Annotated in this window: 21 protein-coding genes and 1 tRNA gene; 15 read left to right on the top strand and 7 right to left on the bottom strand. The window is 61.9% G+C overall.

Annotated features, from left to right (window positions below; genetic code table 11):
- Positions 1–23 precede the first annotated feature (23 nt).
- Both AB4Y80_RS12790 and AB4Y80_RS12785 read right to left on the bottom strand, forming a co-directional pair.
- A complete protein-coding gene (locus tag AB4Y80_RS12790; protein ID WP_442214587.1) occupies positions 24–851 on the bottom strand; it encodes an SDR family NAD(P)-dependent oxidoreductase in 828 nt (275 codons plus the stop codon).
- A 3-nt stretch (positions 852–854) separates the two neighbouring features.
- Positions 855–1,268, bottom strand: a complete 414-nt coding sequence (locus tag AB4Y80_RS12785; RefSeq protein ID WP_442214585.1) for a nuclear transport factor 2 family protein — start codon at positions 1,266–1,268, stop codon at positions 855–857.
- Positions 1,269–1,646: 378 nt separating this feature from the next.
- Here AB4Y80_RS12785 and AB4Y80_RS12780 point away from each other — a divergent pair, with 378 nt between their 5' ends.
- The 3 genes from AB4Y80_RS12780 to AB4Y80_RS12770 all read left to right on the top strand — a co-directional run bounded on the left by AB4Y80_RS12780 (position 1,647) and on the right by AB4Y80_RS12770 (position 4,643).
- Positions 1,647–2,963 carry an MFS transporter gene (locus AB4Y80_RS12780; RefSeq protein ID WP_442214584.1) on the top strand — a complete coding sequence of 439 codons (1,317 nt, stop codon included), beginning with the start codon at positions 1,647–1,649 and terminating at the stop codon, positions 2,961–2,963.
- Positions 2,964–2,982: 19 nt separating this feature from the next.
- Positions 2,983–3,678, top strand: a complete 696-nt coding sequence (locus tag AB4Y80_RS12775) for an SDR family NAD(P)-dependent oxidoreductase (protein ID WP_442214582.1) — start codon at positions 2,983–2,985, stop codon at positions 3,676–3,678.
- Between the two features lie 62 nt (positions 3,679–3,740).
- Positions 3,741–4,643, top strand: coding sequence for a cytochrome b/b6 domain-containing protein (locus tag AB4Y80_RS12770; protein ID WP_442214649.1), 903 nt, complete (start codon positions 3,741–3,743; stop codon positions 4,641–4,643).
- A 51-nt stretch (positions 4,644–4,694) separates the two neighbouring features.
- On the opposite strand, the gene AB4Y80_RS12765 is transcribed toward AB4Y80_RS12770, so the two are convergent.
- Positions 4,695–5,291 (bottom strand): MarR family winged helix-turn-helix transcriptional regulator, encoded by a 597-nt coding sequence (locus AB4Y80_RS12765; RefSeq protein ID WP_442214581.1) that lies wholly within the window; start codon positions 5,289–5,291, stop codon positions 4,695–4,697.
- Between the two features lie 139 nt (positions 5,292–5,430).
- Between AB4Y80_RS12765 and AB4Y80_RS12760 the strand changes: the two genes are divergently transcribed.
- The 7 genes from AB4Y80_RS12760 (at position 5,431) to AB4Y80_RS12730 (ending at position 14,172) form a co-directional block, all read left to right on the top strand.
- Positions 5,431–6,639, top strand: coding sequence for a homogentisate 1,2-dioxygenase (locus tag AB4Y80_RS12760; RefSeq protein WP_442214580.1), 1,209 nt, complete (start codon positions 5,431–5,433; stop codon positions 6,637–6,639).
- Entirely contained in the window at positions 6,632–7,537 is a 906-nt protein-coding gene (locus AB4Y80_RS12755; protein ID WP_442214579.1) for a hypothetical protein, read from the top strand. Before AB4Y80_RS12760 ends, AB4Y80_RS12755 begins: the two co-directional genes overlap by 8 nt.
- A 13-nt stretch (positions 7,538–7,550) precedes the next feature.
- A complete protein-coding gene (gene fahA / locus AB4Y80_RS12750; RefSeq protein WP_442214578.1) occupies positions 7,551–8,801 on the top strand; it encodes a fumarylacetoacetase in 1,251 nt (416 codons plus the stop codon).
- Between the two features lie 452 nt (positions 8,802–9,253).
- Positions 9,254–10,642, top strand: coding sequence for an ABC transporter substrate-binding protein (locus tag AB4Y80_RS12745; protein ID WP_442214576.1), 1,389 nt, complete (start codon positions 9,254–9,256; stop codon positions 10,640–10,642).
- Between the two features lie 78 nt (positions 10,643–10,720).
- Complete coding sequence (locus AB4Y80_RS12740) at positions 10,721–11,578, top strand: branched-chain amino acid ABC transporter permease (protein ID WP_442214575.1); 858 nt, start codon at positions 10,721–10,723, stop codon at positions 11,576–11,578.
- Positions 11,571–13,448 (top strand): branched-chain amino acid ABC transporter ATP-binding protein/permease, encoded by a 1,878-nt coding sequence (locus AB4Y80_RS12735; RefSeq protein ID WP_442214574.1) that lies wholly within the window; start codon positions 11,571–11,573, stop codon positions 13,446–13,448. The genes AB4Y80_RS12740 and AB4Y80_RS12735 overlap by 8 nt, the downstream gene beginning before the upstream one ends.
- 1 nt (position 13,449) lies before the next feature.
- Positions 13,450–14,172 carry an ABC transporter ATP-binding protein gene (locus AB4Y80_RS12730; protein ID WP_442214573.1) on the top strand — a complete coding sequence of 241 codons (723 nt, stop codon included), beginning with the start codon at positions 13,450–13,452 and terminating at the stop codon, positions 14,170–14,172.
- Positions 14,173–15,395: 1,223 nt separating this feature from the next.
- On the opposite strand, the gene AB4Y80_RS12725 is transcribed toward AB4Y80_RS12730, so the two are convergent.
- Complete coding sequence (locus AB4Y80_RS12725; RefSeq protein WP_442214572.1) at positions 15,396–18,122, bottom strand: TrlF family AAA-like ATPase; 2,727 nt, start codon at positions 18,120–18,122, stop codon at positions 15,396–15,398.
- A gap of 837 nt (positions 18,123–18,959) precedes the next feature.
- Positions 18,960–19,035: transfer RNA gene (locus AB4Y80_RS12720), tRNA-Arg, on the bottom strand.
- Positions 19,036–19,221: 186 nt separating this feature from the next.
- On the opposite strand from AB4Y80_RS12720, the gene AB4Y80_RS12715 reads away from it, so the two are divergent.
- The 3 genes from AB4Y80_RS12715 to ettA all read left to right on the top strand — a co-directional run bounded on the left by AB4Y80_RS12715 (position 19,222) and on the right by ettA (position 22,156).
- A complete protein-coding gene (locus AB4Y80_RS12715; protein ID WP_442214571.1) occupies positions 19,222–19,830 on the top strand; it encodes a single-stranded DNA-binding protein in 609 nt (202 codons plus the stop codon).
- Between the two features lie 44 nt (positions 19,831–19,874).
- On the top strand, positions 19,875–20,378 hold the full coding sequence (locus AB4Y80_RS12710) for a DUF6993 domain-containing protein (RefSeq protein ID WP_442214570.1): 504 nt from the start codon (positions 19,875–19,877) through the stop codon (positions 20,376–20,378).
- A 95-nt stretch (positions 20,379–20,473) separates the two neighbouring features.
- Entirely contained in the window at positions 20,474–22,156 is a 1,683-nt protein-coding gene (gene ettA, locus AB4Y80_RS12705) for an energy-dependent translational throttle protein EttA (RefSeq protein WP_442214569.1), read from the top strand.
- A 128-nt stretch (positions 22,157–22,284) separates the two neighbouring features.
- Here the strand turns inward: ettA and AB4Y80_RS12700 are convergent, their stop codons facing one another.
- Positions 22,285–23,193 (bottom strand): acyl-CoA thioesterase, encoded by a 909-nt coding sequence (locus AB4Y80_RS12700; RefSeq protein ID WP_442214567.1) that lies wholly within the window; start codon positions 23,191–23,193, stop codon positions 22,285–22,287.
- A gap of 114 nt (positions 23,194–23,307) precedes the next feature.
- Here AB4Y80_RS12700 and AB4Y80_RS12695 point away from each other — a divergent pair, with 114 nt between their 5' ends.
- Both AB4Y80_RS12695 and AB4Y80_RS12690 read left to right on the top strand, forming a co-directional pair.
- Positions 23,308–23,808: an acyl-CoA thioesterase gene (locus AB4Y80_RS12695; protein WP_442214566.1), complete on the top strand. Its 501-nt coding sequence runs from the start codon at positions 23,308–23,310 to the stop codon at positions 23,806–23,808.
- Positions 23,808–24,464, top strand: a complete 657-nt coding sequence (locus tag AB4Y80_RS12690; RefSeq protein ID WP_442214565.1) for a hypothetical protein — start codon at positions 23,808–23,810, stop codon at positions 24,462–24,464. Before AB4Y80_RS12695 ends, AB4Y80_RS12690 begins: the two co-directional genes overlap by 1 nt.
- 179 nt (positions 24,465–24,643) lie before the next feature.
- Here AB4Y80_RS12690 and AB4Y80_RS12685 read toward each other — a convergent pair whose 3' ends face one another.
- Positions 24,644–25,171 carry a globin gene (locus tag AB4Y80_RS12685; protein ID WP_442214647.1) on the bottom strand — a complete coding sequence of 176 codons (528 nt, stop codon included), beginning with the start codon at positions 25,169–25,171 and terminating at the stop codon, positions 24,644–24,646.
- Positions 25,172–25,398: the final 227 nt, after the last annotated feature.

Genomic DNA, 25,398 nt, shown 5'->3' with positions numbered 1-25,398 from the left:
CTTGACGCTTTCAGGTGGAGCGGCTAAATGTGCTGCGAGCCGCCGTCGACGGCCACGGTGGTTCCGGTGACGTATCGGGCGCTGTCGGAGAGCAGGAACAAGAGGGCGCCAAAGACTTCCTCCGGAGCGCCAATGCGGCGCAGTGGGATGGTGCCCAGGGCGTTGTCCAGGGCGCCGGGCTGATCGTGCACCCAACGCGTCATTTCCGTGTCGATGAAGCCAGGAGCCACCGCATTGACGCGGATGTTGTGCGGTCCAAGTTCGACGGCGAGGCAGCTCGTCAGATGCTTGACTGCGGCCTTGCTGGAGTTATAGGCACCGCGGGTCACGCGAACACGAACGGCGGCGACCGAGGCCATGTTGACGATGGCACCGCCGCCGTTTTCCTTCATGTGGCGTGCCGCAGTCTGCGCACCGAAGAGCACCCCGTTAAGGTTGACCTGGTAGGTCGAATTGATTTGCGCCGGAGAGATGTCCAAGATGTCTGCCTGCGGGAAGATGCCGGCGTTGTTGATCCAGAAGTCCACCCGGCCAAACTCGTCCAGGGCGGCCCGCAGCACGGCATCGTGGGCCTCGGGGACCGTGACGTCAACGGCTACGCCAATCACCTTGCCGGCAGAATCGTTGTCGCCGAACTCCGCCGTGATGTCGGCGGCCGTTTGCACCACGTCGGCTTCATTGATATCGGCTGCGACGACGTTGACGCCCTGGCGGGCCAGTCCGCGGGCAAAAGCCGCACCCATGCCGCGGGCGGCACCGGTTATGACAGCGACCTTGCCCGCCATCTCGGGGTGGATCGCGAGCATCGGAGCAGTGATGCTGCGGGTCGGGTTCTCGGTTGTAGTAGTCATTGTTTACTTTCCTTTGTTTTCCAAGGTGACCCGCCGGCGCGAAACCTTCCATACGCCGTCGGTCATTACGAGCTCATCTTCAATGGTTGTCAGTCGGAGAATCTGGACGCCCCCCTGCTCAGAGGTCTGAACGACCATCAAATAAGCAGCGGCGGTTGCCTGTCGTGCCGAAATCATTTCGGTGAGGTGGGCATTGGTGATGACGTGGCGAGCCCGAGGGGTGTTGCGCGTAAAACCCTCGGCGAAGGAGATGAGCGCTTCGCGCCCCACGACAGGCTCGGGGTACGTGGGCGATTCGAAACGGCCCGACGCCGTGAACGTGTCGGCCCAGCTCTGGGCCGCGCCCGTGTCAATGGCACGGGACTGCGCCCCGTACAGCTGAAGCACCGCCAACAGGGTTAGCTCAAAATCGTTCACCAATGCCTCCACGAGCCCCGACGGCCCTAGTCTAATTCGTTACTTGCGATAAACGCACGCCATGTGCGAATCCAACTGTAGCCCACGTGGGCTGTCTCACAAAGTCGAAAGGAACGGCCGTGTCGACGCGTGCGCTTTCGGGCGGAATGTGACCTACCCCGTCTTGCATTTGGTGAACTGGCGCACATAGACTGCGGTGAAGCGAAAGCGTGTTGCGTTATTAGCACATGGAGTTTCGCCACAAAACGGTCATCGTACGCATCGAACGATCGACCGCCCCCCTCTTTGAACCGGTACGACATCCACCTGGCGCCACTACCGGACTGCCCGCCCGGTCGGCACAGGCGTCTTATGGTTTCCAAAACCCAAGGAATGAATATGGATACAACACTGCAGGCCTCACCGGCCGCGCACCTGGAAAAGCCGAAGCAAAAACCGTCCAAGGTCATCAAGGCAGCGGTCGTTGGCACCGTCGTTGAGTACTACGACTTCGGCATGTACGGCTACATGGCCACCATGATCGGGGCCCAGTTCTTCGTTTCCCATGACCCCGCCGCTGCTCTGCTGGGCACCTTTGCGGCCTTCGCCGTAGCCTTCTTCCTCCGCGTCCCCGGCGGCATCTTCTTCGGGCACATGGGCGATAAATATGGACGCAAGAAGGCACTGTCCTGGACCATTCTGCTGATGGTTGCGGCCACGGTGCTCATGGGCCTGTTGCCCAGCTACGCCACCCTCGGCGTGTGGGCGACCATCCTCCTGGTCTTGTGCCGCTGCCTGCAGGGTTTTGCAGCCGGCGGTGAACTGGCCGGCGCCAATGCCTTCGTGGCTGAATCAGCCCCGGCAAAGTGGCGCGCCACCCAGACCTCCATGGTCAACACGGGTACCTACATGGGCTCCCTCATCGCCTCGCTCGTTGCCCTTGGCATCAACTCGGCGTTCACCTCCGAGCAGGTCATGGACTGGGCCTGGCGTGTTCCCTTCCTGTTGAGCCTGCCGATCGGCATCATCGGTGTCATCATCCGGAACAAGATGGAAGACACCCCTGAGTTCGAGAAGCTTGAGGAAAAGGGCGAGATTGCGCGGCTGCCCATCAAGGAGCTCCTGCGCACCTCCAAGGCCAGCCTCATCAAGATCATAGGTCTGGGCGCGCTCATCACCGGCGGGTACTACATCGCGTCGGTCTACGCAGCTACGTACTTGCAGACCGTCGGCGGGCTCTCGCCCCAGGTTGCCTTCCTCTCAACCTCGCTGGCCCTGATCCTGGGCGTCATCACGCTTCCGATCGCCGGCTTTTGTGCCGACAAATTCGGCCGCAAGATCGTGATCCTCGTCGGCTCCGCCGCCGCCGTCATCCTCGGAGTTCCGATGTTTACGATGATGTCCGGCGGTGTTGCCTGGCAGGCCGTCATCGCCCAGTCGGTGCTTTTTATCTGCGTCTCGATCGTCAACGGCGCGTCCTATGTTGCCTATGTCGAAATGCTCAAGGCATCGGTGCGCTATAGCGGACTGGCACTCGGCAACAACGTCACGAACATGTTCCTGGGCGGGACGGCACCCTTCATTGCCACTTTGCTCATCAGCCTGACGGGCAACTCAATGGCCCCGGCCGGATACTTTGTCTTCTGCGCCCTGCTCACCCTAATTGCGGTCTTCTTCATCAAGGAGACCAAGGGAATCGAATTGCCAGGGAACTAATGCCCTCGAAAGGAACAAGATGCACAACGAATTCGCGGGAAAAAGCATCCTGGTCACCGGTGCCGCCAGCGGCATGGGCCGTGCCGAAGCACACGCCGCAGCCCGGCAATCCGCCAAGGTCTGGGTCGCCGACATCTCCGAACAAGGAGCCGTCGTTGCCGAGGAAATCCGCCAGGCAGGCGGTGCGGCGCAGTTCCATCGCCTCGACGTCACTGATTTCCGCGCGTGGGAGGAGCTTGCCGCCACTATCAAGGAAAGCGACGGCAAGCTGGACGGCCTGGTCAATAACGCCGGGGTCAGCCACCGCAGCACCATCATGGAAACCTCGCCGGCTGACTGGCATCGCGTCATGGACATCAATCTCACCAGCGTGTTTTATGGCATGAAGACCATGGCGCCCCTACTGCACAAAGCGGGCGGCGGCTCCATTGTCAACATCTCTTCGATCGCCGGCCTGCTGGGCTACTTCGCAGCAGGCTACGGGGCCAGCAAATGGGGTGTGCGCGGCCTGTCCAAGGTGGGCGCCCTGGAATTCGCGGACCAGAACATCACCGTGAACTCCATCCACCCCGGGCTGGTGGACACCCCGCTGTTGAACTCCGGCTACTTTGCCTGGGGTTGGGCAACAATCGTGATGCCCACCCCACATTCGGTTCCCGCCGCCCCGGGAGACCCGCGGCGGCTTTCGGAGCGGACTGATTATTTTTTGTTGTGAGAAAGGAAACCTGCGTGGTGACGTCACGGACGAACCCGTCCAAGGAAAAATTCTTGTCCCAAATTGGACCGGGCGCCCGGAGGGCAGGCATCGCGGCGGCAGCCGTGGTGCTCCTTGTCCTGACGGTCTTGGTGGCGAAGTGGCTGCGAAGCTCGGGAGGCGTCGATGGATTCCTGGCCGCTTATCCGGGGCACGCGACCCTGCCCGAGACCGCGCCCACCGGCTTGCCGCCCTGGCTTGGCTGGCAGCATTTCTTGAATGTGTTCTTCCTCGTGCTGATCATTCGATCGGGCTGGCGGGTTCGGGCGAATCCGCGACCGGAGGCCTATTGGACCAGGAACAATACGGGCCTGCTGCGGACCAGGGGCAATCCGGCCAAGATCAGCCTGGATCTGTGGCTGCACCTTTGCATGGATGTGCTGTGGCTTTTGAACGGGCTCGTGTTTGTTGTTTTGCTGGCCGTCACGGGCCATTGGATGCGGATCGTGCCGACCGGCTGGGATGTCTTTCCCAACGCGCTGTCGGCTGGATTGCAGTATGCCTCACTCGACTGGCCCACGGACAATGGCTGGGTCTCCTACAACGCCTTGCAGCTGCTGTCCTATTTCCTGGTCGTCTTTGTGGCCGCGCCCCTGGCCTTCCTCACCGGTGTGCGGATGTCGGGCATTTGGCCGCAGAACGCCAAGCGTCTTAACCGGGCCTACCCGATCACGCTGGCCCGGGCCGTCCATTACCCCGTCATGCTGTTCTTTGTGTTTTTCGTGGTGATGCACGTGTTCCTGGTGCTCACCACCGGAGCCTTGCACAATCTCAACCACATTTACGCCGCGACGGACGACGGCGGCTGGCTGGGATTCTGGCTGTTCCTGGGTTCGCTGGTGGTCATCTCGGCAGCATGCCTGCTGGCCCGGCCGCTCTTCCTGCGCCCCCTTGCCTCCCTGATGGGAAAGGTGTCCAAGCGTTGACCCCACGTTTTGTACATTCTTGAACTAAATTACTCTCGGCCACGAGATGCTTTACTGCCGCGCACGCGCCCCGACGACACTGCGATGGGCCATCATTTTCTCGAGCAGCATCGTCAGCAACTGCTGTTCAATCGGCGTCAGGGCAGAGACCCAGAGAGTTTCGCGCCGGTTCTGCTCCTGGAAGGCGGTCCGTACCTCACCCAGTCCCGTTTCGGTCAGGGACAAGGTGACGGCCCGCCGATCGTTGAGGACGGGATCCTTGTGCAGCAGTCCCCGTCCAACCAGGGTGGTGGCAAGGTTTGAAACCGCGGCCCGGCTCATGCCCGCCAGCTTCGCGGCCCGCCCGGATTCCATGGGGCCCGCCAGCCAGAGTACAAACATGAGCCTAAAACTGGCCCAGGAGTGGCCTCTGGGGCGATGCGCCGAAGCCTCCAGATCGTAGACTATCTGGCTGGCGGCCCGGCTGAGCGTGAGGATGACCCGATTGGCCGCGCCGTCGTTGTCGGGGATCTCCTCATCCAGGCGCCTGCTGGCCAGCTCCACGAAGGAAAAGTAGTCCAGGTCGGCACCGGGGGAGTCGGCGGCTGCGCTGGCGCGTCCTCCGCGCGTCGGAGTCGGCGACGAGTCACCGTGGTTGCTGCCAGTCATGCTGCACGTCCCGTGGGTCTAGAGATTCTAGGAAATAAAGTCGCTTTATTTTGTACATGTGTTTATGATTTTGTAAAGCGTGTTCAGGTTCAGTCTCGGGCACACATGTGCCGCCCGACTCCAATGGAAGGAATAGTTCATGGCCTACTATCGCAAACTCGGTAGCGTTCCCAAGACCCGACATACCCTCATGAAGCAGGAAAATGGGGCGATTGCCTACGAGGAGCTCATGGGCGAGGAAGGATTTTCATCAGATTCCTCCCTGCTCTATCACCGCCACATTCCCTCGTCCCTGGTCGGTGCCCGGATTTGGGACCTGCCGGATCAGACCCTGACCCCGAATGCACCCCTGATCCCGCGGCACCTGTTGCTCCACGACCTGTTCAGCGACGAGGATGCCGCCACCGTTGATGCCGTCACGGGCCGCCGGCTGTTCCTGGGCAATGGCGACGTTCGCCTCAGCTACGCCGTCGTCGGGACGACCTCCCCGCTGTACCGCAATGGAGTGGGCGATGAATGCGTCTACGTCGAGGACGGTGACGCCGTCGTGGAGACCGTCTTCGGCGCACTGCCCGTTTCGAAGGGCGACTACATCATCATCCCGAGGGCCACCACTCATCGCTGGGTCATTCCCGAAGGCGCCCGGACGCGGCTTTACTTCATTGAAGCCAGCAGCCACATTGGCCCGGCCCGCCAATACCTCTCCAAGCGCGGCCAATTGCTCGAGCATGCACCCTACTGCGAACGGGACCTGCGTGGGCCCGAAGGTACGCTCCTGGTGGATGAGCAGGACGTGGATATCTACATCAAGCACCGCGGGTCTGGCCCCAACGGCCTGGCCGGCACCATCCACACGGTTCCCGAGCACCCCTTCGACGTCATCGGCTGGGACGGCTGCCTGTACCCGTATGTCTTTAACATCAACGACTACATGCCCATCACCGGCAAGGTCCACCAGCCGCCGCCCGTGCACCAGGTCTTCGAAGGCAACAACTTCGTCATCTGCAACTTCGTCCCCCGCAAGGTCGACTACCACCCGCTTTCCGTGCCCGTTCCCTACTACCACTCCAACGTCGACTCGGATGAAATCATGTTCTACGTGGACGGGGACTACGAGGCCCGGAAGGGCTCGGGCATCGGCAAGGGGTCCGTCTCCATCCACCCCGGCGGCCATGCCCACGGCCCCCAGCCGGGCGCCGTCGAGGGCAGCCTTGGTGCGGAATACTTTGACGAGCTGGCCGTCATGGTGGACACCTTCCGCCCCCTGGATCTTGGGGAAGCCGCGCTGGTGAGCGACGACGGCAAATATGCTTCGTCCTGGACGGGCGGTCGGTGGATCAATGACTAGGCAAAGCCCGCAGGCAGCAACGGAAATTCCGGAGGCGTTCGGCGGCTTCTTTGACGACGCCGCCATCTTCCCCCCGGGGCTGGCGCCCCTGGAACGGGCCATCGCGGACCACATCCTGCGCCGGGAGGCGCCCCTGGATGTGGCGGCGGGCCCGCTGATCCTGCCACTGACTGCACTTGCCGAAGCGCAGGCCCTGGCCGCCGCCCATGACCTTGCCTCCGGGCCGATCGCGGTCAGCGTGGTGGTGCTGCCGGGGGATCTCGATGCCGCCCGGCGGACCTGCGCGACGGTTGGGCCGGAGCTGAGCATCGTAGCCATCGAGCTGAAGACCGGTGCCGACTGGAGGCGAGACATCCAGGACGCACAGTCCATCGAGGGCGTCGATGTCTATGTGGAATTGACGGCAGCCCAGATGGCCGAAGGCGCCCTGGATGCCGTGGCCGCGGCCGGGCTCCGACTGAAATTCCGCACCGGAGGCATCCACGCGCGCCTGTTCCCGACCGTGCCCGAGCTCGGCGGTGCCATCCTGGAGGCCGTGGCCCGCGGGATCACCTTCAAGCTCACGGCCGGACTGCACCGGGCGGTCCGCTATACGGACCCGGCCACCGGGTTCAACCACCACGGCTTCCTCAATATTGCCGCCGCAACCGCGGTCGCCCGCAATGGAGGCACGGCAGCCGAGGTGGAAGCCGCCCTGGCAGAAGTGGACGCGGTTCGACTCGCGGGGTTGTTGTCCGTGGACTCCGGGGGTGCCCTGGATGCTGCCTGGCGCGACTCCTTTGCCAGCTTTGGCACCTGCAGTGTGCAGGAGCCGGCGGAAAGCCTCGAAGAGCTGGGGCTGCTGGCCGCTGGCCTTTCGGGCACCTCCGCCGCACCGACAACACACACAACTTCTTGAAAGCGGATCTAAAATGACAAAGCTTCACGCGGGCAGCATTGCCGCCACGCTGGCGACTCCAGGCTTCGGCATCGAAAACCTGCCGTACGCCTCATTCACCCCGCCGACCGCTGCCGGACCCCGCCTGGGGGTCCGGATCGGCGACCATGTACTCGACGTGCGCGCCGCCGTCGAACTGGCGCAGGGCGGAAGCGCCGGGGAGTCCGGTGCGGAACTGCGTGCAGCGGTCGACGGCGCCAACCTGGATCCGCTGCTTGCGGCCGGACGCCCTGTGTGGGACGCCCTACGGGCACTGCTGACCCAAACACTTACCGCGCCGGAAGCATCGGCGGCACTGGCGTCGGACGTTTATGCCGTGGACTCGGTCCAGCTGCACCTGCCGTTCACCGTCGCCGACTACGTGGACTTCTACGCCTCCGAGCACCATGCAAGCAACGTCGGTCAAATCTTCCGGCCGGAGCAGGAACCGCTGACCCCGAACTGGAAGCACCTGCCCATTGGCTACCACGGCCGCGCCGGGACGATCGTGGCCAGCGGAACGGGCGTGGTTCGGCCGAAGGGGCTTCGCCCGGAGCCCGGCGGGACCCCGAGCTTTGGTCCTTCGCGGCGGTTGGACATCGAAGCCGAGCTGGGCTTCGTCCTGGGTGGCAGCGCCTCCGCCGGAGAGGTAGCGCTGGCCGCCGCGCGCGAACACATTTTTGGTGTGACCCTGGTCAACGACTGGTCGGCACGCGACATCCAGGCCTTCGAGTATGTCCCCCTGGGGCCCTTCCTCGGCAAGTCATTTGCCACGTCCATTGGACACTGGGTGGTGCCCATCGCGGCGCTTGACGCGGCCCGGGTGACACCGCCCGAGCGTTCCAAGCAGCTGGCTCCCTATTTGGACGATTCCGCCACGGAACCGTGGGGTTTCGATATCCGCATGGAAATAAAGGTGGACGGGGAAACGGTTTCCCGTCCGCCCGTTGCGCACATGTACTGGACGGGCGCGCAGATGCTGGCGCACATGACGGTCAACGGTGCGAGCCAGCGTGCCGGTGACTTTTTCGCCTCCGGAACGGTGTCCGGCCCGGAAGCCGACCAACGCGGCTCCTTCCTGGAACTGAGCTGGAGCGGCACCACGCCGCTGCACCTGGAAAGCGGCAAGGAAATGAGCTTCCTGGAAGACGGTCACGAGATCATCATCGCGGCCACCGCTCCCGGCCCCGAGGGCGCCCTCATCAGCCTCGGTGACGTTGCCGGAAGGATCCTGCCCGCGAGCTGACAAGGGCAAGGCGGCCCAGAAAATGGCCGCGCCCGAAAAACACGGCACGAACATGACCCCCCTGCGCGAGCAACGTGGCATCACGGCTCCTGACGGAGGGCTTGTTCCCTAAGCGGCTCCGGCCGCCTCCTGGGCGCTTTTGGCGACCCCACGGGCCCCGATGTTGACGACGACAACACGGGGCCCTTCGGCGTCGGCGGCGGTGTCCGCGCCCGTCGACCACGCCCGCCGGCCCGGGCTCTGCCATGCCCAAAAAGACCCGGAACAGCGGGTCTCACGAGCTGCGAGGCCGCCGGCCGGCGCACGTCGCCCCGGCCACACGGTTCGTTCGTTGATGCCGCCGAGCATCCCACGGTGAAATGTGATTGACGCCGCAACGTTCTGTGACTAGCATCATGTGAGCTATATGAGTACGTTTAGTGCGATTATAGCAACAATCCAGTGGGGTGGCCTTGTTTTCGGCGAAGTCCGGAGGCATTGAATCAACATTCCAAACCCCGGCTGTTCAGAGCCTGACCGACCTTCGGAGCCTTCAGCGCGGATATGGCCTCCATGAAAGTTTGTTCTCCAACGACGATAGGAATTTCTTCAGAATGAAAAGCATGCGAAATCGACGCACGATTGCCACTGTCGGTGCCTTTGTGGCTGCAAGCATCAGCCTTGCAGGCTGCGGTGGCGGCTATGGCGGCGGCGGGGGGAACAATGCCGCAGCGGCCGCTAATGGCGTTTGCGCCCCGGACACTCCCTACAAGGTTGGTTTCGTTGCGGGTTTGACGGGTCCCTTCGCCCAGATCAGCGAGACTCAGAAGAATGCCATCAACCTTTACGTCGACAAGGTCAATGGCGGTGGGGGCATCAACGGTCACAAAATTGAGCTTCTAACGGAAGACAGCACCGGTAGCGAAAGCGAGGCGGTCAACGTCACGCGCAAGCTTCTTCAGGAAAAGGTCGTCGTTGTGATCGGGACCAATTCCTCTGGCGAGTCCATTGCCATGAAACAAGTCACTGAGTCCTCCTCGACGCCACTGCTTTCCATGGCTTCGTCCAAAAAGATTGTTGAGCCTGCGGCTGACTCGAGCCACACCTTCAAGCTGTTCCCCGGCAGTGCCGAGGTTCTCCGGGCTCAGATGGAGTATGTCAGCAAGAAGGGCCTGAAGCGTGTGGCATTCTTCGGATCCAACAACGCTTACGGCCAGGAGCCCTTGGCCGAGCTGAAAAACTTGGTCAAGGAATATGGGCTGGAATTGGTCGCGACGGAAAGTTTTGCCCCTGACGCAACCGACATGACGGCGCAGTTGACCAGCATCGCGCGCACGAGTCCCGATGTCACCCTGGTGTGGAGCGTCAGCCCGTCCAACGCCATAATCGCCCAGAATGCCAAGGACATTAACTTCAAGCCGACGCTTCTGCATTCCTCCGGAGCAGCAGCCCGCGGGTACATAGATGCGGCGGGCAAGGCGGCGGAGGGTACCTTCCTCATTGGCACCAAGATCACGGCGGCCGAGTCCTTGCCGAGCGATGATGCCCAGTACAAGGCTATTCAAGGACTCCGGACTGCCTGGACTAAGGCCTACTCCAAGGAGCCCGACCTCTATGCGTCGATCGCCTGGGACGCGGGACTCATCATGGAGCAGGCCTTGACGCGTGGACAAATTGACCCGTGCAACGTTCAGGGAGCCCGAGACGGCGTACGCAACTCACTCGAGTCCAATATCCAGGACTTTGCCGGAGCCAACTCACAGTACTCCTTCTCGCCGGAGGTACATGGGCCCGCGGGTGTAAAGGGCCTCTCTGCGATCACCGTCAAAAATGGCAAGTTTGAAATCGTGTCGAACAAATGATTGCGCCGACCAAACTGTGTCAATACGCGCTAGACATGCGTCCAACGGTGCACTGAGGAAGAAGTTATGGACATATTAATGCAGGGGATCCTCACCGGACTGACTCTTGGCGTTGTTTACGGAATAGTCGGCGCAGGGTATGTGATCATCCACCGGATGACCGGAATGGTCAACTTTGCCCAAGGTGATATCGCCATGGCGGGCGCATTTGGCGCCGTCGTGGCGTCAGCATGGATGCCATCGTTTTTCGCTGCCATCGTGGGCGGCTTGTTGGGAGCGGCTCTCGCACTGGTCCTGTATAGGTTTGCGATCCGACCATTGCGCAGCAAGGGAACCCTGGTCCAGACAATCGCGACGCTCGGCGCCGCAATAGTCATTCGATCCGTCGTGCAGCTGATCTTTGGCTCACAGCCGTACAGCATGCCCGCTTTCATCAGCGGCGACCCGATCAATATTGCCGGTGGCACAATAGCAATCCAGGGGCTTGTGTTAATCGCGATCGCCGTGGCGCTCTATTTCGCGTTGAGCTTCTTCTTTGACAAGACGCTGATCGGTAAGGCGCTCAGCGCGTGTGCCATCAACCCGTACGCCGCACGGGTGGTGGGCATCAACGTGGCCTTCATGGCCACCGCTGCTTTCCTTGTTTCCGGTGCGATCTCGGGCTTTATTGGCGCCGGAGCAACGCCTCTCGCGTTTGCCACGGTCTCGTCAGGGTTGGCACTTTCCCTCAAAGGGTTCATAGCCGCGATTTTGGGTGGATTCGACAAGATAGGGCTGACTATTGTGGGCGGCTTCTTGGTTGGCTTGGCCGAATCCCTCATCGCCATCTATATTTCGACTTCATATCAGGAACTGATTATTATGGCCGCACTCATTTGTCTGTTGGTTCTTCGCCCGGCTGGCCTGACCCGTCTGCGGGTGAGTCAGCGTGTCTGAAGTACTCAATGGGAGTTTGAAAATACGTCAACCCCTGCCGATGATTGGTGGCCTGTTGCCGATCCTCATCTGGGCGGTGCTGATTTTCACGGCGCCGTTCCTCTTTCAGGAATTCGAGCTGGGGCTGTTCTCCACCATCGGCCTCAATATCATTCTGGCCCTTGCGCTGATTCTGGTGACAGGGTACGCCGGACAATTCTCGTTGGCCGGAGCCGCGTTCTACGGATTGGGCGCCTACGGCAGCGGTATTCTTACGGCGTCGTTCGGCTGGCCAGCCTCGCTGGCCCTGCTCGTCAGTGCCGGCATCGCGGCACTGGTTGCCCTGCTCATTGGACGACCGATTTTTAGGCTGAAGGGGCACTTCCTGGCCATGGCCACGTTGGCCTTGACCCAGATCTTCTACCTTCTGGTCACACATCTGGCGTTGGTGGGCGGTTCCACCGGGTTTGGCGGCATTCCGAGCTTCAGCCTTCTAGGATTCGCGTTCGATACTCTGGCATGGCAGTTCATCCTGGTGTGGATGGTTGTCGGCGTCACGCTCTGGGGAAGCCTGAAGATAGGCAAGGGACGCGAAGGGCGGGCACTGAAGGCGCTGCGCGGGCATGAGGCGGCGGCGTCGGCTTTCGGCATCAACGTCAGCTGGTCCAAGACCAAGATCTTCGTTCTCTCCGCAGCCATCGGAAGCATGGCTGGGTCCTTTTACGCCCACCAGATGACGTACATCAACCCGCCGCCGTTCGCCTTTGGAACAGCCATCAATATTCTGGCCATCGCCGTCCTGGGCGGACTCCGCACGCCATGGGGCGCGGTTGTGGGCGCGGCCCTTTACGAGGGACTCCGTCAGATCATCTCTGAGGTGCTTCCCGCCGTCTTTGGGCCGGGATCGGTCGGCCCGGGCCAGACGCTCATCCTCGGCGCGCTACTGGTAGTCATCCTTGTCCTGCGGCCCGATGGTGTTGCCGGTCTGGTAACGGAGACAATCACCAAGCTGCGAAAGGGCGGCCGCAAGCGTGCCGTTGCCGAGCGGGAAACCGACGACGACGGCATGCTGGGCGCGGAAGCCTACGAGTCCTTGGTCGTGGGGCCGCCATCCGAGGAAGTGGTACTTGAAGCCGTGGGTCTCTCGAAGCACTACGGTGGCGTCAAGGCCGTCAATAATTTGGATCTGAAACTGCACAAGGGTGAAATCCTTGCCGTCATCGGACCGAACGGGGCCGGCAAGACGACGCTGCTCAACATGCTCTCCGGCAACATCAAGCCGACCCGGGGGCAGGTTCTGGTCCAGGGGATTGACCTGACCCAGCAGCCCACGCATGAGGCCGCCCGGCATGGGATCGCACGGACATTTCAGACGGCTACGCTCTTCGGCGCCATGACCGTCCACGAAAATGTCCTCGTCGGGGCGCACACTCGAGGCAAGGTTGGGCTGCTGCGTTCGGCCGTTCCTACCCGGGGTGCCATCAATGAGGAGCGGCGTCTCCGTGCCGAAGTTGATCAGGTGCTCTCAGAGAGCGGACTCCAGGACCTTCGCGACAAGGACGCGGACGAACTCTCCCTCGGCCAGCAAAAGCTCGTTGAAGTTGCCCGCGCTTTGGCACAGCGTCCCAACATCCTCCTGCTGGACGAACCCGGTGCGGGCCTGACTCGTGTGGAAAAGATCGGGTTGGGCAGGCGCCTTCGCGAATTGCAGCGCGACGGGTTGTCCATCCTCTTGATCGAGCACGACATGGAATTTGTCATGGGACTTGCCGACCGCGTGCATGTAGTCAACTTTGGCGAAACACTTACGGTCGGCTCGCCAGCTGAGACTCAAACAGATGATCGCGTCATCGCGGCATACCTTGGCACCGTCAACTCGGAGGAATCCTAAGATGGCAAATTCACAGATTCTGCATGTCGACGACCTGCATTTTGCATATGGGCGAACAGAAGTCCTTCCGGGCGTCAGTCTTGAGGTACAAGAAGGTGAAATCGTATGCCTCATAGGGCCCAATGGTGCCGGCAAGTCCACGCTCCTCAACGTCATTTCACGTGGGCTCGACGCCGGCAGCGGTGCCGTCGTTTATCGGGGCGAAGCAGTCACAAAGGTAAACCAAGCTGAGCTTGTGCGCCGTGGACTGATTTTGGTTCCGGAAGGACGCCAGGTATTCGGTTCACTCTCAGTTGAGGACAATCTACGTCTGGGTATGTATGTAAACCGCAGGACGTCGGAGTACGAGCTCCTTGTTGACTCGGTCTTTGATATGTTCCCCAGGCTGAAGGAGCGGTCTTCTCAGCTCGCGGGGACTCTCTCGGGCGGTGAACAGCAAATGCTCGCTATTGGCCGTGCGTTGATGGGTTCGCCAAAACTAATGCTGCTCGATGAGCCAAGCCTCGGCCTGGCTCCGAAGATTACTTCCCAGATTATGGAAAATCTGCAGCAATTGCGCGAGCGGGGCCTGACAATCCTGCTGGTGGAGCAAAATGCCCGCATGGCCCTTAGCATCTCAGACCGCGGCTACCTCCTGAACGGTGGCCTGGTCCATGCCGCCGGTACCTCCTCCGATCTCCTGGAAAATGAGCTGGTCCAAAAGGTCTATCTTGGCGGAGGTTAGTCGGGAGTTTTCATGAGGGTGGCATCCTGACAGCGTGTTGAGGAAGCGAAAGGGTGCTCTGCGCCGGGAAAATAGTGGTGGCAAAACCATGACATCTCGTTGCGCGGGAGCACCCTTTCGACGTTCATCGTCGTGTGGCTTGTGTTCCAATGCCGCACGCGAACCTCACTATTTACTGTCGGGCATCATTGAGGCGAACGCGCCAGTCCATAGGCGACGCCACCAGCAGGAACAGACAATTCTGCCCAATGACACCTGAGGGTCAGTTTTTCATTGAGTCATGTTCTTGGTGGCGGGTGGGCCTAGTACTTACCTTGCCAGCTGATCCCAGACCAGCCACTACAAGACTCACAGTTTTTCATGGCCGCCAACACTTGACTTGGGTCGTTTTGGGCCCTAATTGGCTCTGACCTGCCGAACATGACCGTAGGTCAGAGCCACTTTTTGGTGCCTCGGTCTTGTTTCAATACATCGTTGACAGCTGAGTCGGGACATCGTTGACACCGAAATCGGGTTGATGCTGTGCGGGCGGTTTGATGTGTCGGGACATCGTTGACGGCGGGAATTGTTGGTTGCGTGGATGGATGTCCGCGCGAATCTGGCCGCGGCCGATTCCTATTTCGCCGGGCGAGGGCCCGAGAAGGCCATTTGGGGCGGGCGCGTGGGCCATGCTCCTGGGCACTGCTCGCGGGTGTGGTCGGTGCCCACTTTGGACAATTTGTGTTTGTGGGGCCCAGCCAGGCGATTTTGGCAGGACAAAAACTAAAGCCCCTCCGGAAGGAGAGAGCTTCTGTCAATCATGTTCCGGTACATCTGTCAACGATGTCTCGACACATCACAATGGTGCCCCGGGCGGGAATTGAACCCACGACCAAGAGAATCTCGCCGCCTGGATTCTTTTGGGTGTGGCCAAAATCCGCGTGTTTCCGGGGCCTTTCGTTGTTTCCGAAGGCCGTGGCATGTCGTGGATTGCCGTAGTTCCTGGTTGAAAAGGGGGAGTAAAAGGGGAGTGCCTCGTCCGGCCCTTGTGATGCCGGCCGGGCTTCGACTGCGAATATCGCGACAACAGGCTCATGGAAGGTCGGACATCGTGAAGTGTTGACAATCATCCGTTGCTTTAGATTTTACGCCTGACCGTAAGCAAGCGCTTCGTTGGTTGCCAACGGATAACTTTTGGGTCGGTTCAACGCTGCCGGCACTCGACTTCAAATGGTCGGTGGGGACTAGCTAACCAGCCGGCGATAGCGCGATGCAAACGCGGTCTCGCCCCCTTCCATGATTCGACAAATAGCATCTTTCACTAGTGGTTCTTGGATTGATCCGCTTTGACCAACTAGCGGCACTGGACCGTACTTGAGCACAGAAACATGCTCTGAGTCGGCGTTCACTACGATGTTCGCGTTGTGAGTCACGACGATGACCTGGCGTTGTTTCTTGATCTGTTTCAGCGTTGTGACAATGAGATCTGTGATCAGCTCGTTGTCTAGATCATCCTCCGGCTGGTCCAAGATCAGGGGATCTGAGCTCATCCGAAGGATCACGGAGAGCAGAGTCGCCGTTTTCTGGCCAGGGCTTCCCTGCTCCAGACCATGGAAGTTGCTCTCCCCTGACATTTTGTATCTGACGCGCAGGAGATCCTCTGGGAACCACAGGGCGAGATTGATTGCAAATTCAGTCGCATAGAGTGTGGACAGATGAGTGATTAGTCTAGAGTCGATGGCGACTCCTGAAGCTGCCAGGCTAGGAGCTTCGGGACCAGAGTCTCGTAGCTCCGAAAGGAGTTTTTTCAACTGGTTCAGCTCGCCAAGATACGAAGGGTCCTTCGAATCGGACTTCAGTAGTTTCCGAACCCCTCCCGGCCCGGCATAGAACCCTTCGTACGAGCTGGGCTTCTGTGTAATTTCTCTTAGGTCCGTTTCCAGAGATGATTGATCCGCCATCTCGAAGAGATCGAGTTTGAGTGAAGTAGCATCAAGCTGCAGATCAGCAAGGTACTTCCTCCGGCGCCGGGTCAGGTCCGTTCGATGGGCCTTGATAAGTTCGAGAACGGCTTCAGCGTCGTCTATCAGCTGCTTGCTAGAGGCTTTGGCTCGCTCGACCTCGTCTATACGAGCTATAAGATTGCTTCGTCCCGCCGTTAGTTGAACAAATCGGCCATCCGGATCCACGATGGAGTTTGAATCTCCGGACGCAGCCAGGTCTTGGCTGATTTTTCGTCTAATCTCCTCGATGCGTTTCTGGCTAGGCGACTCACCAGCTGCAGTGAGATCGAGCCGGGAAGCCTCGAGTTTTTCCACTGTCGCTCGAATGGAAGCTACCGCCTCCACCTCCGCTGTGTGACGCAGTGCCCGAGGTTGCCAGTCCCTGCTAGCGAGTTCGGACCCTTCTAGTAGTGTGGCGAAATCGCCAATGCTGTTGCGGAGACGAGATTCGAACAGCCCGGCTTCCCGTTCGACGGCGAGGTGCGCTGTCTCAGCCGCGGCTAAACGGTCGAGTTCTTGCATCTCTCCGGAGTCACGTAAAGCTATGAGTTTGTCGAGCTCCGCATCAACGTCCGTGAGTTCTCCACGTAGACGCGTTTCGCTCTCTATAAGCGTCGCGTTGCTGGCCGTCTTCTGCATTTTTTCGGCGTATTCGGACTTGAGGAGCTGAAACGTTTCGAGCCACTGAGCATGGCCCATTTCCGGTTGCGCATCAATGATCGAAAGCAGGCTCTGAGTGTTTTTTGCAGTTTCGTAGACTTGCTTCTGGCTATATATGAGTATGGGGAAACGGTCGGCCACGGATCCCTCCTGAGGTACCCAGTTGCCGTTTGTGTCGACCTCAATATGAGATTTGCTGGGAGCGGATCCGTCCCAAAGGACGCGATAGGGATTGCCATTTTTTCTGTAGTGAACCTCTATTTCCGTGTGTTCATCCCAGAACCGGATGTCCCCAGATCGCTCCTTGGTTGCAGAGAACCATTCGAGGTCGTGGTGGAGAGCCTGTGGGAGTTCAGCAAACCGCCCCAAGCACAATCGGATGACCTCGACGATGGTGGACTTACCAACGCCGCGGCCCCCGATCAGCGAAGTTAGCCAAGGGCCGAAAGGAACTTCGGTTGAGTCTTCACCTCTGCGTACTACAACTCGTTCAATGCGGTTATGTCCCACGTCGTTCGGATCAAGTTGTGTGTCAATGGAACGAAGTACTGAGTCTCCTCCATCAGCCAGGGCGAGGCGAACGCCGTTCAAGTCCAGTGTTTGCATCTTCATCCAGGTGAAGTGGCTGCCCGGAAACTTAGCCTCTTTGCCAGGAGGACACAACGAGCCATCGAGATGGTGGGCATCCGACCCCAGGACCGGGATCCATTCGGCTTGAAGGGCTTCGCTGACGCGCTCGGAAGCGATCAATTCAACGGCAACCACCGCGCCCAAGCCCTTAATCTGCTCGAGCGTGCGTCGCTCGGCACCGAAAACGCCCATAGGCCCGTCCGCGTGAGCGGGAATTGGTAGGCCACCTGCATCCACAATTATTCTGCAAACATCGTGAAACGACTTGGAAGTGGTCTCCGTGCTGGCACCTCGTGTGCCACCGTATCCCGCGTTGTGAATAACACCGTTCGCCGCCTCGGCAGACTCACTGGGATCAAATACCGCAAGTAGGTGGAATCCGCCTTCGGTCGTTATTTCGACGCCAGGAAAGATAGTGAGCTGTCTGAAGTCCTCGTGAGCAGTTTCTTTGAGTCGCTGCAGTACTATCTGAGCCTCGGCCACCCCTGTATGACAGTTGTGGTCCGTGATGACAATCGCGTCAATCTCGGCTCGCATGTAGGTGAGCAGCCAATCCTCGAAGGAAACTTCGATGTCGGATTTCGTCTCCTCCAGACCACCGAAATCAAAGGAATGTGGACTGTGAGCATGGAAGTCTATCTTCCACCAGCGCGAACCGAGGCTATTTGTATGAGACACCAAATAAACATAGCAAAGGTCTGCGTGTCAATAGTTAGCCGAGACTGCGACACGGTGCGCGGCTGGCTTCTGAGTATTGATTCAGCCTCAGAGCTCTCCAAAAGGTTTACCCTGTCATTTTCATGGATCGTCTGAAGAGGTGACATAGTCAGAGGTTGAAGGCGCTCGGAGCATCTCAAATATTGGTCGTTTAAGCACCCCTCTCTTGGAGAGCACCTCGAGGAGAAGCCAACACCACAGTGATGAGCAAATTTCTCGTCATCCTGACCTTTAGAATCAGGATCGAATACATTGAGCACATGAACTCCTGGCCGAACACACCATCGACTCCAGCAAAAGCTACCAACCCAAAAAATAACAGAAGCTCCCTCCAAAAGGAGAAGCTTCTGTCAAGTATGTCTCGACACATCTGTCAACGATGTCGCGACACATCACAGTGGTGCCCCGGGCGGTGTCTGGTTTCAATACATCGTTGACAGCTGTGTCGCGACATCGTTGACAGCTATCGTGACCGGCTGTTCGGTTCGTGTTTGCTGTGTCGGGACATCGTTGACAGCGAGAATTACCGCTTTCGCGGGTAGATGTCCGCGCGGATCTGGCCGCGACCGATTGCTATTTCAACGGGCGACGGCCCGAGAAGGCTATTTGGCGCGGGTGCGGGGGTTGAAAGCGCTGGACACGGCTCGCAGGTGTGCCTGGCGCTCCCTTTGAGCGGTGTGTTTTATGGGACCGTCACGGCGATTCTGGCTGAGAAAAAACAAAAGCCCCCTCCCGAAGGAGAGAGCTTCTGTCAAGTATGTCTCGACCCATCTGTCAACGATGTCGCGACACATCACATGGTGCCCCGGGCGGGAATTGAACCCACGACCAAGAGATTAGAAGGCTCCTGCTCTATCCGCTGAGCTACCGAGGCGTCGCCCACTTGGAGGTGGACAGTGTCTAAATTATCAGGTTTGCCAGCCATCTCCTCCTCCACAGGCGGCTGGTGCCCCAAAGCTGTCCACATTTCGAGAATGACCACTGGTGGGCGCAGCCCTGCCGGGGTTTGCTGAAACTACCCACAAGACGCCGCGCCAGCGACCCATCGAAAGGCAGCACCATGGCCAACCAGATCGCACTCCGGGGATTTGTTTGCTCGGACATCATCCTCAACAACTCCAGCACCGGGGTGCTCTACGGCAACTTCCGCATGGGCTCGAACGACCGCGTGCGCGATCGCGTCACCAACGAATGGGGCGACGGGCCCACGAATTGGTACCGGGTCTCAATGTTTCGCAGCCTCGCGCTCAACACTGTCTCCAGCATCCACAAGGGGGACAAGGTCATCGTCATCGGCAAGCTTCGAGTCACCCAATTCGTGCGCAACGATGGCACGCCCGGAACCGGCGTCGAGATCGAGGCCGATGCCATCGGACCGGACCTGATGTTTGGGACCACCCACTACGAGCGCACCGGCGCCAAGCGTCCTGCGGCCTCGCCGGCCGGCCAGAACGACGGACCGGGACCCTGGCCGTCCACCAACGCGGGGGAGACCGAGGACGGAATCGACGATCCTGACGAGGACGACGAAGAATCCAGCGATGCCACCGACAGTGACACGGAAGAGACCGGTGAATTCGGAACACCGTCAGCCGCGGATGCCGAGCCAAAAGAGGATCACGTCAACAAGGAGACCGGCGAGCTCACGGAGGAAAAGGTTCCGTTCTGAGCCACTGGCCCCGGGCCGTCTTGCGGCCGTGGCACAATGGCGGGGTGACCCCGGAACCCGCCGCGCCCCGCCAGCCGGCGCTGCCCACATCAAGACGCCTCCGCAATGCCGTGGCGTCGCTCGCACTGGCCTCAATGCTCTCCCTCGCCGGCTGCTCCCTATTACCCACCGGCGGTGCGGTGGAACAAACCGTCCCCCATCCCACGCAAATAGGGAACCACAACGGAACCGGGAACGCCACGCGCGGGGCCACGAAAGCGGAGGTGCTCGCGGCCAAGGTCAGGGAGTCGCTCGCCGCACTCGGCGCCGCCTCCAAGGCGCCCAGCCGCGAGCAGATGGTGGCCGCCATGCTGGACGCCGGGGCGGCCAAGGACGCGGTGGAGGTGTCCATCGACAGGACGCCCACCGGGCTGGCCGTCGACGCGATCGAAGCGGCGGCACTCCTGGGCGGTGACTGTGTCATTGGGCAGGTGCGTACCGGCAAAGCGGTCGTGGTGATCCTGCCCGTGCTCGCCTCCGGACGGTGTTTTGTGGGCGACCAGCACTGATCCCCACCCCGGCCGCCACTCCGGTGTGGCCCTCGGGCGCGTGGGCCCACGCCGGCAAATATGAGAACCGCCTGCCACCCACTAGCCTTAGAGGTATGGCGGAATTTATCTATACAATGTCCAATGCCCGCAAGGCCGTTGGCGACAAACTCATTCTTGACAATGTCAGCATGTCCTTCTTCCCGGGGGCCAAGATTGGCGTCGTCGGACCCAATGGCGCCGGCAAGTCAACCATCTTGAAGATCATGGCCGGCCTGGACACCCCGTCCAACGGCGAGGCCCGGCTCAGCCCCGGCTACTCCGTGGGCATCCTGCTCCAGGAGCCGCCGCTGAACGAGGAGAAGACCGTCCTGGGCAACGTCCAGGAGGGCGTTGCCGAGATCCACGGCAAGATCCAGCGCTTCAACGAGATCTCCGAAGAGATGGCCAGTCCGGACGCCGACTTTGACTCCCTGCTCGAAGAGATGGGCAAGCTGCAGGAAGCGATCGACGCCGCCGACGCCTGGGACCTGGATTCCCAGCTCGAGCAGGCCATGGACGCGCTGCAGTGCCCGCCGGCCGACGCCGACGTCAGCGTCCTCTCCGGTGGAGAGCGCCGCCGCGTCGCGTTGTGCAAGCTCCTGCTGCAAAAGCCGGACCTGCTGCTCCTGGACGAGCCCACCAACCACCTGGACGCCGAAAGCGTGCTCTGGCTGGAGCAGCACCTGAAGAGCTACGCCGGCGCCGTCCTGGCCGTCACCCACGACCGCTACTTCCTGGACCACGTGGCCGAATGGATTGCCGAAGTGGACCGCGGCCACCTCTACCCCTACGAGGGCAACTACTCCACCTACCTGGAGAAGAAGCGCGCCCGCCTGGAGGTCCAGGGCAAAAAGGACGCCAAGATGGCCAAGCGCCTCACCGAGGAACTCGAGTGGGTCCGCTCCAACGCCAAGGGCCGCCAGACCAAGTCCAAGGCCCGCCTGGCCCGCTACGAGGAGATGGCCGCCGAGGCCGACCGCACCCGCAAGCTCGACTTTGAAGAGATCCAGATCCCGCCGGGACCGCGCCTGGGCGGCGTCGTCCTGGAGGCCAAGGACCTCAAGAAGGGCTACGGCGACCGCGTCCTGATCGACGGGCTGACCTTCACGCTCCCGCGCAACGGCATCGTCGGGGTCATCGGCCCCAACGGCGTTGGCAAGTCCACCCTGTTCAAGACCATCGTGGGCCTGGAGACCCTGGACGACGGCGAACTCAAGGTGGGCGAGTCGGTCAAGATCTCCTACGCGGACCAGAGCCGCGGCGGGATCGACCCCGACAAGACCCTGTGGGAGGTCGTCTCCGACGGCCTGGACTACATCCAGGTCGGCAACGTGGAAATGCCCTCGCGCGCCTATGTCGCCGCGTTCGGCTTCAAGGGCCCGGACCAGCAGAAGAAGGCCGGGGTGCTCTCCGGTGGTGAGCGCAACCGCCTGAACCTCGCGCTGACGCTCAAGCAGGGCGGGAACCTGCTGCTCCTGGATGAGCCCACCAACGACCTGGACGTGGAGACCCTCAGCAGCCTGGAAAACGCGCTGCTGGAGTTCCCCGGCTGCGCCGTCGTGGTCTCGCACGATCGCTGGTTCCTGGACCGGGTGGCCACGCACATCCTGGCCTACGAAGGCACCGAGGAAAACCCCGCCAACTGGCACTGGTTCGAGGGCAACTTCGACTCCTATGAGGCCAACAAGGTGGAGCGCCTCGGCGCCGACGCGGCGCGCCCGCACCGCGTGACGCACCGCCGCCTCACCCGCGGCTGATCCCCTCTGGCCGGCCCGCTACATCGGGAACCCGGCCAGCGCGGACCAACCAAACAAAAGGCCTGCGGCCGCCCCCGAACGAGGAGCGGCCGCAGGCCTTCGTGCGTTTCCGGACAACGCCGGAAGGCTCAGGCGAGGCCGGGCGTCCCCGGGGGCAGGCGCAGCATGCCCTCCTGGGCCACCGAGGCGACCAGCACGCCGTCGCGGTTGTAGAAGCGGCCGATGTTCAGGCCGCGGGCGCCGGAGGCGCTGGGGGACTCGGCAACATACAGCAGCCAGTCGTCCACCCGCAGCGGGCGGTGCCACCACATGGCGTGATCGAGGCTGGCGACGCTCATCCCGGGTGTGTCCCAGCTGATGCCGTGCCGGCGCAGCGTCGGCTCCAGCAGCGTGTAGTCGCTGACGTAGGCCAGCGCCGCCCGGTGTAGGTTCTGGTCCTCGGGCATGGGCCCGAAGGTCTTCAGCCACACGGCCTGGTGGGCCACGTGCTCGCCCTTGACCTCGAAGTACAGGTTCTCGCCCACGTGGCGGATGTCGAAGGGCCGATCGTACGCCCACGCCCGGGCCACGGGGTGGTCGATGCCGCCGAGCACGTCCGCCGTGGTTGGCAGGGTCTCCGGGTCTGGGATGTTCGCCGGCATGTCCTGCTGGTGTTCGATGCCCACATCGGCGACCTGGAAGGAGGCGATCAGGGACAGGATGGGGACCCCATCCTGGTAGGCGTGCGTGCGCCGCGCCGAAAAGGACCGTCCGTCGCGCAGCCGCTGCACGCCAAAGGTGACGGGGAAGTCGGAGTCGCCCGGACGCAGGAAGTACCCGTGCATCGAGTGCACCAGCCGGTCCCCGTCAACGGTCCGGGCCGCCGCGATCAGCGACTGCGCCAGCACCTGCCCGCCGAAGAGCCGCGGCCGCGGGGAGTTCGGTTCCCCCGGACCCACAAAGATGTCCTCATCGGTATGGGCGCCGCCGGCGTCGGATAGGTCCAGGATTTCAAGTAGCGCTTCCATGGGGCTCGCGTCTGCCGGGGTTTCTGTCATGAAAGTGACTCTATGTGTCCGCCCGCCCGCGAACAAATGGCGCGCCGTTCGGGAATCCGGGCGACGCCGGCCGCCCGGTTGGTGGGGACCGGCCCGTTTTGACATGATGAGGATATGGCTTCGGCAATTCAAATCCCCCTCCAGGTCCGCTTCGGCGACATCGATGCATACAATCACGTCAACAATGTGGCTTATCTGCAGTACCTGGAAGACGCCCGCATCCGGCTGATCCACACCCCCCTGGACAAAGACACCGGCGGGGACGTGTCGGCCGGCACGAGCTTCAACGACCTCATCGGCGACGACCTGTTCACCCTGGTGGGCCGCAACGAGATCGAATACCTGGCCCCCATCACCTTCCGCCCGGCACCGGTCTTCGTCAACATCTGGATCACGAACGTGGGCGGCTCCAGCTTTGACTTTGGCTTCACCATCACCGAAAAGGACCAGTCCGTGGTGTACGCCCAGGCCGCCTCCTCCATGGTGTTGGTCTCCCGGGCCACCGGCCGCCCGGTCCGCCTGACCCCCGCCCAGCGCGCCGCCCTGGAAGCCTGGCGCGGGGAACGAGTCCCCTTCCGCCGCCGTCCCGTCCCCGTCCCTGAAAGCGTGCTCTAATGCCCACCGCCACCAATACTGCTGAACTCCGGCTCGCCGACGCCGGCACCGTCGCGGACCTGCGCACCTTTGTCACCCGTGCCCGGGCCGCGGACGACGGCGCCATCCGGCTGCAGGGGGCCGGTCACGTCCTCGCCGCGTACGTGTGCGTCATGCGGGCCAAGCTCCTGGGCGAAGGCACCCCCACCATCCTGGGCCTGCGCACCATGGCCCTGGACACGCCGTCGGACTTGGATGTTACCGTAAGCCTGGCCTCCGTGGCCGACCGGCTGGCGCGCATGGACGCCGACGACGTCGCCCTCCCCGTCCCGCCCATGACGGTCAATGCGGCGTGGACCGCCGTCAGCGCCCCCCGCGACGCCTGGGAGGAAGTGGCCACCCTGGACGCGGACACCATGATCGACGCCGCCAAGTCCGGCGTTCGGGAAATCGGCCAAATCATCCCGGTCAACCCCGGGGCGCTGATCGTCAACAACGCCCGGGCCGCCGTGTGGGGGCGCCCCATGGCCGGCCTCACGCTGCCCGGCGGGGCCGCGTTCGCCGCCTACGCCCTGGGCTTCGTGGCGCCGGGCGAGACCGGGACCGTGTTCCGCTCGCACCGCTGGCTGCGCCTGAGCACCGGGCGCGGCCACATCCTGGTCCGGCCGCCGCTCTGACCCGGCTGCGGCATCCAAACGGTCGCGTATGCGCCGGACTCGGCGTGAGTTCGGCGCCGGTGGACACGAGGCGCCGAATCCGGCACGAGTTCGGCGCATAAGGGAAGTCGCCGGCCTGCATGCGTTCGACTCGGCGTCAGTCCGGCGCATAGCGAAAGTGCCCGGGGGCCCGGCCGCGGCTATGCGCGCTGGGACGGATCCGAGGCCGCGTTGACCAGGGACGCGGCGGCACGCTCCAGGTAGTCCCACAGCGTTGCCTCATGCATGGGGGAGAGGTTGGCGGCGTCGACGCCCTTGCGCATGGCGGCCAGCCAGCGGTCGCGGGCCTCCGGCGTGACGGCGAACGGGACGTGGCGCATGCGCAGGCGCGGATGGCCGCGCTCCTCCAGGTAGGTGCGCGGGCCGCCCCAGTACTGCTCCAGGAACATCAGCATGCGGCGTTCGGCCGGGCCCAGGTCCTCCTCGACGTACATGGCGCGCAGCAGCGGATCGGCGGCGATTCCCTCGTAGAAGACCCGGATGATCTTCTCAAACGTGGCGTGCCCGCCGATTTGGCCGTAGAAAGTGTCGGCATACGCCGCTTCGTCAGCGTATTCGCCGGCGTGCTCGCCGGTGGCCTTGCCGGGTTCGGCGGCCGGGTCCGAGCCGGCGGACGGGCTGGAGGTGGAGGGCAGCGGCCGGCCCACCCGTTCCGGGATGGGCAGCATGCGCGCCAGCGGGGCCCCAAACCGGGAGGGGATGGGGATGCCTTCGGCGGCATCGTTGTCGGCGGGGCCGTTGGCAAACGGCGACATTTGGTTGTGCTCGGCGCTCATGAAGGGACGGTTCTTTCTGCTCTGACTATTCGGAGGATTCGGCGGACTTTGACGGTTCGGGTGCTGCCGGCGCGCCCGGCCCGCCCGGCCCGCCCGCCGCGGGCGCCGTGGCCATGCCC

It is taken from the genome of Specibacter sp. RAF43, assembly GCF_052114065.1.
Lineage (GTDB): Bacteria > Actinomycetota > Actinomycetes > Actinomycetales > Micrococcaceae > Specibacter.
The sequence above is the reverse complement of the archived record's forward strand: the minus strand, read 5'-3'. Positions and strand labels throughout refer to the sequence as shown.

Excerpts from the sequence above, each read along its gene's own strand:
- AB4Y80_RS12790 (WP_442214587.1), bottom strand. The coding sequence starts at position 851 with ATGACTACTACAACCGAGAACCCGACCCGCAGCATCACTGCTCCGATG.
- AB4Y80_RS12780 (WP_442214584.1), top strand. The coding sequence starts at position 1,647 with ATGGATACAACACTGCAGGCCTCACCGGCCGCGCACCTGGAAAAGCCG.
- AB4Y80_RS12775 (WP_442214582.1), top strand. The coding sequence starts at position 2,983 with ATGCACAACGAATTCGCGGGAAAAAGCATCCTGGTCACCGGTGCCGCC.
- AB4Y80_RS12765 (WP_442214581.1), bottom strand. The coding sequence starts at position 5,291 with ATGACTGGCAGCAACCACGGTGACTCGTCGCCGACTCCGACGCGCGGA.
- AB4Y80_RS12760 (WP_442214580.1), top strand. The coding sequence starts at position 5,431 with ATGGCCTACTATCGCAAACTCGGTAGCGTTCCCAAGACCCGACATACC.
- AB4Y80_RS12755 (WP_442214579.1), top strand. The coding sequence starts at position 6,632 with ATGACTAGGCAAAGCCCGCAGGCAGCAACGGAAATTCCGGAGGCGTTC.
- fahA (WP_442214578.1), top strand. The coding sequence starts at position 7,551 with ATGACAAAGCTTCACGCGGGCAGCATTGCCGCCACGCTGGCGACTCCA.
- AB4Y80_RS12740 (WP_442214575.1), top strand. The coding sequence starts at position 10,721 with ATGCAGGGGATCCTCACCGGACTGACTCTTGGCGTTGTTTACGGAATA.
- AB4Y80_RS12730 (WP_442214573.1), top strand. The coding sequence starts at position 13,450 with ATGGCAAATTCACAGATTCTGCATGTCGACGACCTGCATTTTGCATAT.
- AB4Y80_RS12715 (WP_442214571.1), top strand. The coding sequence starts at position 19,222 with ATGGCCAACCAGATCGCACTCCGGGGATTTGTTTGCTCGGACATCATC.
- ettA (WP_442214569.1), top strand. The coding sequence starts at position 20,474 with ATGGCGGAATTTATCTATACAATGTCCAATGCCCGCAAGGCCGTTGGC.
- AB4Y80_RS12700 (WP_442214567.1), bottom strand. The coding sequence starts at position 23,193 with ATGACAGAAACCCCGGCAGACGCGAGCCCCATGGAAGCGCTACTTGAA.
- AB4Y80_RS12695 (WP_442214566.1), top strand. The coding sequence starts at position 23,308 with ATGGCTTCGGCAATTCAAATCCCCCTCCAGGTCCGCTTCGGCGACATC.
- AB4Y80_RS12690 (WP_442214565.1), top strand. The coding sequence starts at position 23,808 with ATGCCCACCGCCACCAATACTGCTGAACTCCGGCTCGCCGACGCCGGC.
- AB4Y80_RS12685 (WP_442214647.1), bottom strand. The coding sequence starts at position 25,171 with ATGCTGCCCATCCCGGAACGGGTGGGCCGGCCGCTGCCCTCCACCTCC.